Source organism: Bacillus sp. REN16, assembly GCF_020731355.1.
Lineage (GTDB): Bacteria > Bacillota > Bacilli > Bacillales > Bacillaceae_L > Ferdinandcohnia.
Genome location: NZ_JAJFZK010000020.1, coordinates 12776 through 28209 on the forward strand (window position 1 = coordinate 12776; position 15434 = coordinate 28209).

Consider the following 15434-nt stretch of genomic DNA (forward strand, 5'->3'; position numbering starts at 1 on the left):
AGTAACTTAACAATTTACACTTGTACAGTCCCTTTATTACCTTTAATCGGAAGCAGTGAATCATGTGTTGCGCGAACAAAACGGCCCTGTCCTTGTGTTGAAACCACATTTTCTCCGTCATAAACTAGTTTTCCTCGTACAAATGAATGAGTGATTTTCCCTTTTGCTTCATACCTGTCATACAAGCTCCATCCCGCAAAGCTGTGTTGGTTTTCATTTTTTATGAGGAACGATTGGTTAGGGTCGATAATAACGATATCAGCATCTTTACCTACTTCTATTGAACCTTTCTGATCAGACAATCCGTATACACGGGCTGGGTTTGTAGACATTAAACGGATAAAATCAAAGATAGATAGTCTTCCTTCCATGACACCCTCTGAGAATAGAACTGGAAATAAGGTCTCAACACCTGGTGAACCAGAGGCATTTTCTAAAATTACCTCACTTTGTTTACGATCAAGCTGCCATGGAGCGTGGTCAGATGCAACAAAGCTGATATCCCCTGTTTGACACATTTCCCAAAGGGCTTCCATATCTTCCTTCTGACGTAGTGGAGGGTTAATTTTTGCTTTTGCCCCAAACGTTTTCATATTTTCTTCTGTAAAAGTTAAATATTGAATACAGGTTTCAACACTCACTTTTACACCTTCCTCTTGATATCTTTTAACAAGCTCTATCGCACGGGGAATTGTTGTATGATGAAAATGCAAGTGAACACCAGTCCATTTAGCAAGCTCTAGAGCCGTCGCAACAGCTGCTGCTTCGGCAACTGCTGGCCTTGCTTCACAATGAATCATCGGATCCTTTTGATCCTTGTCTTCCACTAGCTTAGAATAGTAGCGAACGATATCATCATTTTCCGCATGTAACCCAACTGCTCTTCCTGCTTCTTTTAATTCTTTAAAAGCTGCTACCATTTCACCTTCATGAATGCGTGGAAAACGATATGAATGTGTATTGAATGTTGACATCTTAAAACCACATGCACCCATTTCTGTTAGTTCATGAATAACAGATAAATCACCGCCTGGGCGAATAGTGGCAAGAACCGCAACATCTACATGCGCTTCATTTTGGATCAAATCAAGCTTCTTATTAAATTTTTCGGCACTCCAAACAGGTTCATCCGCATCATATGGCATCTCAATAATTGTAGTAATCCCACCTGCTGCTGCCGATCGGGTTGCGCCTTTAACTCCTTCACGCGGTTCGCTATAGCAGTGTACGTGGGCGTCAATTCCTCCAGGCAATATCCAAGAGCCATTCGTATCGAGAATTGAATCCGCCGTTACATCTTGATTTCCATCATAAATTGCTACAATCTTTTCATTATTTATCGCAATAACTGCGTTATCTGCTATTGTTCCATTTGGTAGTGGTAATTTCCCTTTTATAATTTGTTCATAATGTGCCATTAAGTGTAACTCCTTTCTTTCAAATGAATCGTTCCATTGTAATTTAATTTTTTCGAAATTAACAAACCCGCTTCCACAACAAGCTCTCCGTATTTTTCGATGTTTTCCATCGATATTCTCTCGGTAATGCCCAAAATACTCACTGCCCCAACAACATTAGCATCCTTATTAAAGATTGGAGATGCAACCGCACTCACTCCCAAATCAAGTTCTCCATGACTGATTGCATAACCTCGTCTTCTTGACTCCAAAAGCTCGTTGTTTAACGTTTCTTTTGAGGTTACCGTGGAATGAGTAAAAGCTTCTAGTGGTGTTTCGGTAATATAATCAAATAACTCTTTTTTTGGAAGAAAAGCTAGCATTGCTTTCCCTGTTGCAGCAGCATAGAGTGGAGAAAATCTACCTACCAAGTGTGTAACATGAACAGGTGCATCGCTTTCAACTTTATCTAAGCACTGCGCCTTGTCTCCTACAAGGGAGGAAAGAGTGACTGTTTCGTTACAAAGCCGTGAAAGCCTATCAAGCTCCGGTTTAGCAATTCGTTGTAAACTAATTGAAGAATCAAATTTGTCAACAATCATTTGAAATTCTTCAACCCGTAAACCATAGCTCCCATCGTCATACTGGTATACAAACCCTCTTTTTTGAAGAGTTTTTAAAATACGAAAAGTAGTGGGTTTATTGAATTTCATCTCCCCAGCTAATTCACCGACTGTAATTGATTGATTAATTTGTGCTAAATATGAAATAACTTGTAGTCCTTTATCTAATGTTTGAAGAATATCAGGGTATTTATCCAATCTAAGAAGCACCTCATTTAACATTTTTTATCAATTGCTTGGTTGTTTACTAGAATGAAAGACAATCTGTTTTAGTTTTTCAATTGCAAGGCTCTGCGGTCCATAAACCGAACACCCATACGTTTGCTCAAGTCTATCTGAAAATTCAACATCGTATCCATAACAGTCTAGAAAAACATAATCTGGTTGTAACGTCTCAATATGAGATTTCATTTGCTCAAGCGTATCAATTGCTCCCGGTTCTACAGTTCGAATGATTTTTTCTCCCTTTATAGCACTCCACTTTTTCTTTGTATCCTCCAACTGATCTTGTAATGGAATAAAAACTAATACTCGATTCGTGTCTTGTACTTCTCTGCCTTTGTCCCTCATTTCCAAAACTGGCTGCACAATTTGCATCCTTTTGGATGAACAATCGAACTCACCCATACAAAGAATGACCGCAGCCGATGAGACTGTTTCATATTTTTTAACTAATTCTTGCATTTTGGATTCAATATAATCATGTCCAATATTGGCAGTTCCGTATCTTGTTCGAACAAAAAGCAATGGTTCTCCCCCATGCTCTTGAAGCTTTAAAATTTCTTGCTCGGAAAGCTCGTCAAGTACTCCTACTAGATTCAGTTCCTGTTCAAATTTTGCATATTGAAATGGTCCAAGTAAATCAGGTCGTGGAGTTTGACCAATCGTGAATAGAGTAATCATCACGCACCTCCTATTATCATTTTTTTAGTTTAGCTGTATTTGGATATTGACTTGGAGGAGTATAGAATTGATTGATTCTTTCAACACCCTCGTCATATAAGCTTCTTAAATATGGTTTTAATTTTTCAGCTTGAATCATTGAATCATCATAAACCTTCATACCACGCTCAATCACGTTATATAGAACCTCGACATCTCTTCCCTCATCAAATTGTGTTGGTTTTCCATGGTCTAGGACAAGTTCTCCATCAACAAATACATACGTGATTTCTCCAAGCCCAACATGGACAAGTTGACGAGCCAACATACCTGGCTTTTGGAAACGAGAATCTCTCCTCATTACGACTAAGTCCGCTAATTTGCCTACCTCAATATTTCCAGTTTCATGATTGGTCAACATTCTTGCGCCATTTGTTACCGCCATATCAAAGGATTCTTCTCCGGAAATCCAATAATCTGGATTCGGTGTTGATAACCGATGAATAAGTGCGGCTAATTTCATTTGATCGCTAATTGAGTATGCATCACTGGAATCACCACCATCTGTGCCAAATCCGATATTTAGGCCCTCATCCCTTAAATGAAGAACAGGACTTAATCCACTACCTGTTCGTGAGTTGCTGCATGGATTATGCACAATATGTACGCCTCGCTCAGCTAGCTGTCTCATTTCTTGGGATTCAATCCATATGACATGTGCAGCAATAAAATTGTTGTGTAATGCTCCGATGCGGTCTAAATAAGCAATAATTCCTCCTTCAAAATTCGTTTGTGATTGGATACGTTGACGCCTCGTTTCAAGTAAGTGAGTATGTAATAATGTCTGATATCTGTGTGCTAATTCTACTGATTTCTCAAAGGTGTCTTTCTTGCAGAAGGTAGGGGCGCCTGGTCCAACAATTACTTGCATTCGCTCAATTCCATCTTTTCTTGCCATAAGGATTGACTCCTCGACAATTTGAAGCTGTTCATTTCCTGTAAGAGCTGGGGGCTTTTCAAAAATTTCTCGATGTTCCAAAGGAATTTGATATGACTTGAGACTATAATTTTCTTGCATGGATACATCCACAATGCTAGGGGCTAAAATCCCACGAATCCCACTTGTTTTTAACCCATTATAAGCGGACTCAATCGACTCACCAGTTAAAGCCGGACGTAAAAACATGTGGTCGAGCACTGTTGTCACTCCGTTTCTTAACAACTCCAATGCCGAAAGCCGTTCTATTGATTCAACCTCTTTTGGTGTTAAATTAACGGCTACATCTAATGCCGATTTAAATGGTACCCAAGGCTCTAATGGAAGATTATCGCGAACACTTCGCTGCCAATATTCCAACAGATGTGAATGGCAATTATGCAACCCCGGGAATATGACCATCCCTTGGCAGTTAATTATTTCTACCTTCCCATGAAGAAGATCCTCGTTTGGATCAATCTTTGATTTAACTTGTAAAATTCGGTTATTGCGAATCAATACATCTTCTTTCACCACATGCCACTCATTATTATTTTTCTTTAATATTTCGCCATCTTTTAATAAAAGATAATGTTCTTTATTTTTAACCATGTTTCCTCCTTCTATATAAAAATCCTATACTGCGTTGGTACTTCATAAAAACTAAAACCAATTTACGTTTCTATTATAGAAACACTCATTTCTATTTTTGGTATGTAGATTATAGAAAGAAACCTTCGGGGTGTCAATCATCTTTTTGAATTTTCTATAAATTATTTCGCATTTATTATACACAAGTAATATATTTTGCCAATTTTGTAATCGGGCAACGCTAGTGGAACTTTCCCTCTATCCCTGAAGCACAAAAAAACCCCTCTTCTAAAAATAGGAAGAGGGGGTAAATTACATATAAGTGACCTACTCTTCTTATCTACTAGCTTTAAAGCTACTGGAATTGGCACAGTTCTTAAATAAGTCCGCTGCCGAGGTATCAAAGGGCCAGTCCCTCCACCTCTCTGGATAAGAAAAAATCAGAAGTATTAAATTATGGAAATTACTTTACTCTATTAAAAATGAATTGTCAATAATAGTTAAAATTTTCTTGTAAGTTACTATTGTAAACAAAGTACAGCTCGTCTGTTTTCCTAATTGAGTGGGACCGAGGGACAGGTCCTTCGGTCCTATCGTAGAATACTAAATTAATAGTATAACAGTAGAGTTCACAATCCTTTATTCTTTACTTTAAAAAATCAAACAAACGTTTGATTGAATTTGTAGTTACTCGATATTATTGACTTAGGCCGTTAAACAATCGTTTGTTTGAAATTAGTGTTTTTGCAAAATGGTCGATTGGTACAGATTTTCTTAAATCGCGATATAGATATTCTATTATAATAATTTATTTTTGATGAAATATGGTGTTGATAATGATTTGGGACAGTGAACCAGTCCCTCAGTCCCTACAATTGCTCAATGAAATCTGCAAAGATTGTTTTTGTTTTAATGGCTTTTGCAAGGTTATGGGCTACTTTAATACTGATTCCCTCGATGTACAGATTATCTGGGTCTAAGTCCAGTTCACCTGGCCATGAAATTGTATGAAGTTCTGGATCTACATATACTTGTTCAAAAAACTCTTGATCTTTTAGCTTTTGTAAGACTCCTTCCATTTGTGGGTTGATGTCTACAAGTTTTCGGATCCCGTTATCGAACTCAATAAGCAGCCATCCTGTAAGACCTGGCACAACCTCAGCTTCCTTTATTAGAACCATAAAATAGCACCTCCTAAGAAAGTGGTGGGACCTTTTGAGGCAATTAATTCCCACCGCCTTCTAGTATATAGCGATTAAAAAAGAATTTATTCTAATTGATGCAATACAATTCGTCAAACCAACAATGGTTACCAATAATTCCATAAGATATCCATCAATCTTCGACAAACTTCGGGGCGTCACTGTGACCGTTCCCCACCCCTCCACAATACTTCCTCTTCTGTTCCGATGGTGTCCCTTCATAGTAATCCAGTATACTCCTAACATTCATAAAAGCCGGAATGTCTTTATTCTCATTCTTATAATACTTATAGCTACTCCACGGATAGTTTTCTGGCAGTTTTACCATTTTAGCCTCGACGGGATTGAGATGAATGTAACGGCTTACCTCCAACATGCCTTCCTTTGTCCCAATTACTTTGTCGTAAAAACGCTTCTCATATACATGGCCAGTGAGACGGTATTTTGTATTATGGTAATTGGCATAGCGTTTATTCATCAGGCCCATGATTTTGGAAATAGGTGTTTCAAATGAGCGTAGCTGTAAGTGATAATGATTGTTCATGAGGCAATAGGAGGCCATTTCAAAAGGTTTTTTTTCATAGAGTTGTTGAATGATGTGGAGAAACGCTTCAAAATCACTAGCATTTCGAAATAATGGATCTCTACGATTCCCCCGGCAGACAATATGGTAAAACTGCCCTGGTATAAAAATTCGTTTCTTATAAGGCATTATGTTTCCCTCGCAATCACTTGTTGTTTATTCAACTCCCATCGCCTAAGCGTCATCGCTTCCCAAATGGCTTGATCGGAAATCCTTTCATCTTCTGCCAAATCAGAAATCGTCCTTGCAAGGCGAATGATTTTTAGTTGAACACGGTTGCTCCAGCTTTGTTTGGCTGAAACATGTGTCAGCATCTTTTTCTGTTCCCCACTTAAAGAGCTCGTTTCCATTAAAATATCAAATGGTACTTTTGCATTGGTCACTTCTTGTTTAAATCGATCATGCTGACGTAAACGAGCACATTCTACTTGTTTTCGTATATCAGATGATGATTCTTGCTGCTTCGATGACTGGTTGATATTTACTGATTGTAACGACAACAGAATATCAATTCGGTCATAGATTGGACCTGATAGTCGATTTCGATAAGTCTGAATTTGTTTTTGAGAACATGTGCAGTAATGATGTGTGGAGCCTAAGTAGCCACATGGACAAGGGTTCATTGCCCCGATAAGGATAAAAGTTGAAGGATATGTAACAGTAGAATGAGCCCGACTAATCGGCACCGTTCCAGTTTCGAGTGGTTGGCGTAACATATCAAGTGTCTTCTTGGAGAATTCCGCAATCTCATCAAGGAAAAGAATCCCACGATGAGCCATTGAGATTTCACTTGGTCGTGGATTTAAGCCACCCCCAATAATAGATACAACTGATGCAGAATGATGTAGGTGCCTGAAGGGAACATTTTGATTCTGTGTACGTTTCTCACCCGCTAACTGATACAGACTAATCACTTCTAACTGAGCTTGATTTGTTAAAGATGGAAAATGGACGGAAAGGTTTCAGCCAACATGCTTTTTCCACATCCAGGTGGACCACTCATAAGGAGATTATGCTCACCTGCTGCCGCAATCTCCAAGGCCCTTTTAGCCTGTTCATGGCCAATCACATGACAAAAGTCCTTTTGATGGTTTTCTGAAGTTTGTATGGGCGGGGTGACAGAAGAGATTAAGGGGGAAAATGAAAATTGCTCTTGCCCTTCTAAGTGTTGGACGACCTCCTCAATATGGTGTACAACAATACATTCCATATCCTTGATCATATGAAGCGGCAAATCACAATCATACGGTACATACACTTTAGAAATCCCAACTCTTTTAGCAACAAGTACAGCAGGCAAAATGCCATCACCGCTTACCACCGTGCCATCAAGCGATAAACCACCAATGAATGCCACCTCACTCGAAATATCACTCTTAATCTCACCCAATTCCCTCAATGTTGCAACCGCAATTGCTAAATCAAAAAGTGCGCCATTTTTCTTTTGATCAGCCGGTGAAAGATTGACAACATCCTTCTTATCGGTCACATCAAGATCAAAATGAGCAATCGAAGCCAATACCCGCTCCCGTGATTCCTTTACAGACGCATCTGGTAGCCCTCCAATCATCTGGTAGCCCTCCAATCACCATCCCTTTCGTAGCATGCGTAATCCGCACCTCTACCTGAACACGGTAACCCTCTAGACCTTTTAAACCAATACTTGAAACCTTAACAGTCATACAGAAGCCTCCAATTATTTATTTTTAAAAATGCCGGAAATTAGATTCGTTATAAGAAAAATGCAAAAAGATTGGGCGAACCGGTGAATTATCACAGTTAATAGATTGAAAATTTCTTTCGGAGAATAACGGAGAACGCTTTTATAAATCCCCTATTCTACAAAACCATACAAAATCCTGCAAAATATGCAAAAAAAGTTTTATAAAGTAAACTAGCTATTCACAGTAACCAAACAGACTGCACTTTATATCATGGTTTATTTCATGTATAATAAGAATATACTAAAAAGACGAAGTGCTTGTAACCTCTACCGACAGGGTGGTGGTTGTCAAAACCTATTTTGTTTTTCGAAAACCACCCTGCTTACTACGGCGAGGGGTGGTTTTCCTGTTCTCTAGTATGTTTTTCCGAAAAAAATAAGCGCTGACTTCTCGCACTATCCCTTTCAGAAATTCTCGTAGAAATTCAAGAAATGTTTCCATGATTATCACCTCCCTTCCGACCCATGAAAGATCATGAAAGAAGAGCAACAACCAACCACCCTCCGATATTCAGTTTCAATTGCAGTTTACTCTATCCCGCTACCCTATATATCTACCAATCTTCGACAAACTTCGGGGCGTCACTGTGACGGTTCCTATTTTATAGAAATAGAGAGGAGATACCATATACCCCCATTCGATCACTTTATTCTTACATCATTTTCATACCTATCTGAAATCTTCGTTATTAATGTACCCACACCCCAATATATTAGTGCTACCATTAAAAATGCCTCAATAAAGCGAAAATTCTGGGCTGCCATAATTTTTGCTTTTGCAAATATATCGATTACTGTGATTAAAAAACCAAGTGACGTGGCTTTAATTGCAACTGTAAAAGAATTTGCGAAATCGGGTACTGCATGTACAAAGGCCTGTGGGACAATTATTCTCCAAAAAGTTTGAAAGAAACTGTATCCTAGAGAGTGGGCTGCCTCGATTTGTCCATAATCTACCGCTAAAAATGAACCTCGTATAATTTCCGTTTGAAAGGTGGATAATGTTAGGCTAACCGTGACGATTAAAATAATAACTGGCGATAAATTATCCATATTATAATTAATACCTAGTAGCGATACGACAATTTGCCCAATTGCTGGCAATGCATAGTACATTAAATATAAAAAAACAACCATGGGTGTCCCTCTCAAAAACAACTTAAATAATCCAATTAGTTGGGTCAATACTGGAACCTTATATTGTTGGATTATAGCCATAACCACTCCCAAAAGGGTTGATAAAACAAGTATTGTTATCGCTAATAGCAAGGTTTGGGGAAGTACTGTCAGTATCCCTAAAAACATATCGTATGAAGCTTTTAAGTCAAACATTTTTGGCCCCCTAGCTCGATTTCGTTATACCACTATCTGAATGATATTTCGCTGTTTTATTTTCAAACATTCTGACTAGCCCATCAGCTGTAAAACACATTGCAGAAAATATCAAGGCGATGATAAAGTAAATGAGTATTTGATTTGTACCGTAGGATCTCGCTATAAATAGTTCAGCACTTCCCATCACATCAATTACACCAATTGCAAAGATAAGTGAGGTGTCATGAATTAAATAAACTAAACCATTTCCGTATCCAGGAAGGGCGACAGGTATCATCTGTGGAAGGGTAATTCTGAAAAACTTTTTAGTAGGTGTATAGCCTAAACTGTCTGCCGCTTCATGTTGCCCTTTAGCAACGGATAGGTATGCTGGACGAAATACCTCGGATATATATCCTGAATGATAAAATGCCATGGAGATAATTGCAGCGTTTATTGGACTTACTTCCCCCGTAAAACCCATTAAACTTACAACTTTTGGAATACCAAAATAGGCAATAAACAGTAATATCAACCCGGGAACACTTCGGGCAAAAGAAACATATAAATCCGCTATTTGACTTATTACAGGAATCCTTTTTATTCTTACCATTGTTAACAAAACAGAAAATAGCAATCCAAGTGCCGCCGACATAATTATAATAATAATATTAATGGGTAAAACCCTTAAAAACTCCAGTAGTAATCCCTGCATGTCCATATGTAATTCCTCCCTCCAATGATGATTGTCTATATTTCGATTTGTGTATATAGTGTAGTATTGCTAGTAGATGTTTTGCTAGTTTGCGATGATTGGCTTCTTTAAATTAGAATTAATATCATTAAAGACATTGTCTTGCGAGGCATATCTATTTTAGTGTTTGTTTACATCCATATTCTCTTCTCACTATTTGATTCCCAGAATTAAAGGCTTCATAAAAGAGAATATGGATGTATCTAATTTCTTGAGGGGGCTCAATACTTAACTAAATAACCCCGGATAACAAGCTATTTACTAATGAACATTCCGATATCATTAATTAGTTTAATCATATTGGAATACATCTTCATCGTAAAATTCAATAGATAGCTCAGAGAGTGTGCCATTATCCTTCAATTCTTTTATACCTTCACTTACTGCATCTCTCAACTTCTCATTTTCTTCTGATTTGTGTATCATAAAGTAGGTTGGAATAATTTTTATTGGATCAGTAGCACGAACAGGTAAATTCTGTTCCTCTATGATCTTGATTTGTCCATAACTTGATGGATAAAACAATGCGTCATATTTACCGTTCCCTATTTCCTTAAGTCTGTCCGCAATAGGTATACCAACATCTGCTAATTCATATTCGAGTTTATATTCTGGATTTTCCTTTTCCAAGTCCTGAACCGCTTTCAAAGTTGCTCCGGCTGGTGAAAGTGGTGAAATTTTCTTTCCTGCTAAATCTTCCATTCCCTCTATACCACTATCTTCTCCAACATAAATTTTGATCAGAGCACGCCCATTAGATTCTTCAGGGATTAAATACTGTTCTTCACGTTCCTGGGTATAACCTAAACCACCAGCAAGCATGTCATACTTTCCAGTTGCTAACCCTGTTTCACCTGCTGAATCTTCAACAGCGATTAATTCAAATTCATAGTCTTCTAGTATTTTATCAAGTTCTTTTATTAATTCTGGTTCATAACCAGTAACTTCACCATCGTCATCTACCCAACTTAATGGTTTAGAAGTATGTCCAGTTGCTACTTTAATTGTTCTAACTTCTGAATCACTATCACTATCTGCTTTAGTTGTTTCATTATCAACTGAATCAGAATTACATGCAGCTAGTATTAAAACTAATATAAAAATAGTGAACGTAATTAACTTTCTCTTCATTGTAATCAGCCACTTTCTTTTTAAAATTGTTATTGTTTTTCTACATTTGCATAAAAGTTTTTCAGAAACTGTCTTGTTCTCACATTCTTTGAATTTCCAAAAATTTGTTCAGGAGGCCCTTCTTCTACGATGTGTCCTTTTTCCATAAAAACAACTTTATTCGAGATGCTTTTTGCAAAGTCCATCTCATGTGTCACTAAAAGTATCGTCATGCCTGATTTCGCTACATCTTCAATTACCCGCAACACCTCCTCTACTAATTCTGGATCAAGCGCTGATGTTGGTTCATCGAATAAAATCAACTCTGGGTCAAGCGCCAGACCACGTGCAATGCCTACCCTCTGTAATTGCCCTCCAGATAAACTAGAAGGATATTCATCTATTTTTTCTTTTAAACCAACCTTTTCTAATTCCTTATAACTTTTCTCGTATGCTTCTTCCTTAGATTTTTTTTGAACTGCTATTTGTGCATCCATCACATTTTGTATGACCGTTTTATGTTTAAAAATATTAAAATGTTGAAATACCATGGCAGTCTTTCGGCGAAACATAAGAATATCTTGTTTTTTTACATTTTTATAGTCTAGATATAAATCACCCAATTGAATTTCGCCTTCATATGGCTTTTCTAAATAATTAACACATTTTAACAAGGTTGTTTTACCTGTTCCGCTTGGTCCAATAAAGGACACTACATCCCCCTTGTTAACCGATAAATCTATTCCTTTTAAAACTTCATTATTATTAAATGAAATTCGCAAATTTTTTATAGTTAAAATAATAACCGCCTCCCCCAAACATTTTGTATAATACTATTCTGGTTTTAACACCTTTTGCATACTTAGTAGGTCCTCCTTGATTAGCCCATTAAAATGAATCCCTTCCTTTCTGTAATCACTATCCATCAGTAATGATGCCGTACTAATGATGGAATCAGTATACGGTGTTTCAACTCCCAATATTTTTCCTAGTTCTGAAATAGGAACAAGGCCAAATGGTATATCTTCTGTCATATACCTATAATTTAAGGTGGTAGGAGCTATTCCAGATGGGAATAATCCTGGTAAGGCTTCATACAGGCTTGGATACTCTTTATCATAAAATTCATTCAAGACAGTCAAAATACTTTGAGTATCAACTTTAAGTAAATTTGCAATTTGCAGTCTCTCTAAATCTATCTTTTCAACATAGTTAACTGAATAAGGTGACGCTCCATCTGGGTAAAATCGAAAAGTTTCTGCCACATCAATCCTTGCCGCGTTAAAAACGGTAATTGGAGGATGGATAACAAAATTTGAATTATTCAATGATGTTTCAAAAACACTATTTCCTGGAACTAATTGTGGAAACCTATTCATGAATGATGTCGCAATCGAATTCTCCCTGTTTAATGTACTGATAAGCACGTTATTTTTAATTTTACTTATATTTACTGAACCAGCATTATCCGCTAGACTAACAAAAGGCATGGCACTTGTTTCAGCAATCTTAATGTTTTTATCTTGAATTATTTCGGAACCTAATATCTGTTCACATTCTATCGCACCCCAATATCCAGGGAAAAACACAATGGTTTGATTGTTTTTCAAAAATGGTTTAATTTGATTTACAACTGGTTTATGTCCCATTGCAGTCGTAGATACAATGATAAACTCAGCATCCGAAATAACCTCTTCCATGGAAGTGAGCGCATTAAAGTGTGCTTTTCCGGAATATACCCCTGTAACTTCTAAACCCTCTTCTGATATTCTTTGCGCCTTATTTGGATCACGTGTATACAACCTCACGCTTTCCCCTTTTAATGTAAGATATCCCGCTATAGCTTGTCCTGTATTACCTCCACCAATTACGGCATATGTCATGTTATTTTCCTCCTTGCAAATTTTGTTTCCCAATCGATTTACATCTTGTACTATTAACCTATTTATTGTTAGCAGCCGATTCTTTGTAACTTTCGACTGTCTTTATTGCCTGGTTCATAGAGCCTAAAATATGTTTTTTAATTTCTGCTACTGCATTAACCTTATCTTTTTTAATTATGTAATCAAGAATATACCTATGTTCATCTACTGACTTTTTAGTATCAATAATATGCCTATGTGCCAAACGCCTGTATCTGTTGATTAAGCTGTTTAGCTGTGATAGAAACTTTACAGCTGTTTTATTTCGACTTACTTGATAAATATATTCATGAAATTGGCCACCAAGGTTATCGATTGTTTCATAGTTTTCTAAGTTTGCAGAGATCTTGAGTATTTCAACGAGGTATGTTAAGTGTTCAATTTCCTCTTCAGTAATATTATCAATCGCATCTTCAATTACAATTCCCTCTAAATTACTCCGTATAATAAATATTTCTTTTACTTCTTGGATGGATACAGGTGCAACGTTACTCCTACCATTCACATTTCGGATTACTAATCCTTCTATTTCAAGTCTTTGTAAAGACTCTCTCAGTGGTGTCCTGCTAATTCCTAACTCTTTTGCCAACTCATCTTCTACAATAGGTTGACCAGGTTCCAGAGTGCATTTTATGATTCTTTTCCTTAATTCCTCATAAGCGACATCCTTAGTTGAGACCCTACCAGTCCCTTTTTCCCCCTTCAATTCACTTCACCACCTTAAAAATAATTGTATGAATGTATACAATTATTTTAACACACACAATATTCAAAAAACAATAACAATTTGCAGACTATTCCTAATTTTCATACCCCCCATTAACACTTTTTATTATTGACTTCATGGTCATTTTAGATTTGACTGTCTGTGTCTGGATTAAAACCATCATCATATTCCTTAAACTCAACCGTTTTACAGGATGTTTTGAAGTGGATTATTCAGTTTAATTCAAACTCAAAGGGGGAGGATTTATGATTAAAAAAATTTGTAAAGCTTTTTAATTTTCTTACCTTCTGGTGTTGTTCAGAATGCGGTTCAAAAGTGACCCCATGATACTAGTTAGATAAGAAAACTATATACGGAATTATATCTATTCAAAAACACTATATATTGTATCTAATTCGTCTTTTTTATCTTCATATAATGATGTTTTTGCAAAAATAGATACTATGCGTGATAGATGTATTAATAAATGAAGCAAACAAAAAAGCTCGCCACCGTTTTAAGGTGATGAGCTTGTCGAGACGAATTTCTTCTATATTTATTACCCTACAACATTTTGAAATGGATCATTCGATACGCATTGCATCAGGATTAAGTGGGAATTGTAATTTTACATAATCATCAATCCACATTTTTATATCTCCTCTCTGACACTCTGTTCGCTGTCCATATACTCCTCACGTATCTGAGAAAGCGTCTTTCCAGTCTCTTTATGAACAGCAAACACATAAGTCTGAATGCTGGACCAACCAAAGAGCTCCTTTAACCATTTCTGCATGGAGATTTCTTCGCCATTAACCTCTACATTCCCATTAGCCAAGAGTGTGCCTTCATCATCCCGGCCTTTTGCAACAATTATATCACCAGCTTTAACAACGCCCCATTCGAGCATTTCATTAATTTTAGGCAGTGTTCTCCGTGTGAAGCCTTTTTTCTGTCTACTTTTTATTGGGCTGTCTAAGAAATTAACGTAATAATCTTTATATGTATTAACTGGCAAAATCTTTTCAATATTTATGTACACTTCATCCTGTATCTTAAAAGGAATCATTTTAAAACAGGTGATATCAACATTATTACTATTTAACCAGGCAACTGCTGATAAAGTTTGCTCATCATAATCGGATGCTACTAATATGATTTTTTGATTCTTGTTAAAGTTGCTTTCCGCACCATTTTCCCGCAAAAATTCCGTTAACTTCCGAGCCCCAAGTTCCACACTCGTTAAAAGACCGCTTTCAAATTCACTCCGATACTTCTCGATGTAGGGGGCATAAATTTTGTTTACTAAATCCTCGGGGTCTTCAATCGTTGCATAGCTTGCCGCATACCTGATGGCTTGAAATTCAAAGGCCTCTTTTCTTGCCTCAATGTCTTTGCGGTCCCGTTTAATCTCAACCAATACAATATTCCCTTTATTATCAACAGCGGTAAGATCACTAATGCCATGTTGGGCGTTCCTTACTTGTTTACCAACAATGAGCATCGATTCTTCTTCATCGCATATCATATCGATATTCTTTCGTAATAATTCTTCGATATCACTTTCTTTATAATTAAGCTCTGAAAAAGTCGTAGCACCTATTTTTATTGCCTTATCATTGGATACGTTGTACATAGTATTTGCCTCCCA

13 protein-coding genes, 1 pseudogene and 1 riboswitch are annotated in these 15434 nt (G+C 37.0%); all 14 genes and pseudogenes read right to left on the minus strand.

Annotation, left to right across the window (positions count from 1 at the left end):
* Positions 1 to 14: 14 nt before the first annotated feature.
* Positions 15 to 1418 (minus strand): dihydroorotase, encoded by a 1404-nt coding sequence (locus LKW28_RS19855; RefSeq protein ID WP_229142158.1) that lies wholly within the window; start codon positions 1416 to 1418, stop codon positions 15 to 17.
* Positions 1418 to 2218, minus strand: a complete 801-nt coding sequence (locus LKW28_RS19860; RefSeq protein WP_229142159.1) for an IclR family transcriptional regulator — start codon at positions 2216 to 2218, stop codon at positions 1418 to 1420. The genes LKW28_RS19855 and LKW28_RS19860 overlap by 1 nt, the downstream gene beginning before the upstream one ends.
* A gap of 30 nt (positions 2219 to 2248) precedes the next feature.
* Entirely contained in the window at positions 2249 to 2923 is a 675-nt protein-coding gene (locus LKW28_RS19865; RefSeq protein ID WP_229142160.1) for an AroM family protein, read from the minus strand.
* Positions 2924 to 2939: 16 nt separating this feature from the next.
* Positions 2940 to 4490 (minus strand): amidohydrolase family protein, encoded by a 1551-nt coding sequence (locus tag LKW28_RS19870; RefSeq protein ID WP_229142161.1) that lies wholly within the window; start codon positions 4488 to 4490, stop codon positions 2940 to 2942.
* Positions 4491 to 4802: 312 nt separating this feature from the next.
* Positions 4803 to 4905, minus strand: a riboswitch (SAM riboswitch).
* Positions 4906 to 5338: 433 nt separating this feature from the next.
* Positions 5339 to 5650 (minus strand): DUF2442 domain-containing protein, encoded by a 312-nt coding sequence (locus LKW28_RS19875; protein ID WP_229142162.1) that lies wholly within the window; start codon positions 5648 to 5650, stop codon positions 5339 to 5341.
* Positions 5651 to 5804: 154 nt separating this feature from the next.
* Positions 5805 to 6383 carry a transposase gene (locus LKW28_RS19880; RefSeq protein ID WP_229142163.1) on the minus strand — a complete coding sequence of 193 codons (579 nt, stop codon included), beginning with the start codon at positions 6381 to 6383 and terminating at the stop codon, positions 5805 to 5807.
* A pseudogene (locus tag LKW28_RS19885) lies at positions 6383 to 7936 on the minus strand (YifB family Mg chelatase-like AAA ATPase). Before LKW28_RS19885 ends, LKW28_RS19880 begins: the two are co-directional and overlap by 1 nt.
* A 683-nt stretch (positions 7937 to 8619) precedes the next feature.
* Positions 8620 to 9309, minus strand: coding sequence for an amino acid ABC transporter permease (locus tag LKW28_RS19890; RefSeq protein WP_229142164.1), 690 nt, complete (start codon positions 9307 to 9309; stop codon positions 8620 to 8622).
* 10 nt (positions 9310 to 9319) lie between these two features.
* The gene (locus tag LKW28_RS19895) at positions 9320 to 10012 is read right to left on the minus strand and encodes an amino acid ABC transporter permease (RefSeq protein ID WP_229142165.1); all 693 of its coding nucleotides are present in this window, start codon (positions 10010 to 10012) and stop codon (positions 9320 to 9322) included.
* 324 nt (positions 10013 to 10336) lie between these two features.
* On the minus strand, positions 10337 to 11176 hold the full coding sequence (locus tag LKW28_RS19900; protein ID WP_229142166.1) for a transporter substrate-binding domain-containing protein: 840 nt from the start codon (positions 11174 to 11176) through the stop codon (positions 10337 to 10339).
* 29 nt (positions 11177 to 11205) lie between these two features.
* Entirely contained in the window at positions 11206 to 11955 is a 750-nt protein-coding gene (locus LKW28_RS19905) for an amino acid ABC transporter ATP-binding protein (protein WP_229142191.1), read from the minus strand.
* 33 nt (positions 11956 to 11988) lie between these two features.
* The gene (locus LKW28_RS19910) at positions 11989 to 13038 is read right to left on the minus strand and encodes an NAD/NADP octopine/nopaline dehydrogenase family protein (RefSeq protein WP_229142167.1); all 1050 of its coding nucleotides are present in this window, start codon (positions 13036 to 13038) and stop codon (positions 11989 to 11991) included.
* A gap of 58 nt (positions 13039 to 13096) precedes the next feature.
* Complete coding sequence (locus LKW28_RS19915; protein WP_229142168.1) at positions 13097 to 13783, minus strand: GntR family transcriptional regulator; 687 nt, start codon at positions 13781 to 13783, stop codon at positions 13097 to 13099.
* A 652-nt stretch (positions 13784 to 14435) separates the two neighbouring features.
* Positions 14436 to 15419, minus strand: coding sequence for a hypothetical protein (locus tag LKW28_RS19920; RefSeq protein WP_229142169.1), 984 nt, complete (start codon positions 15417 to 15419; stop codon positions 14436 to 14438).
* Positions 15420 to 15434 lie beyond the last annotated feature (15 nt).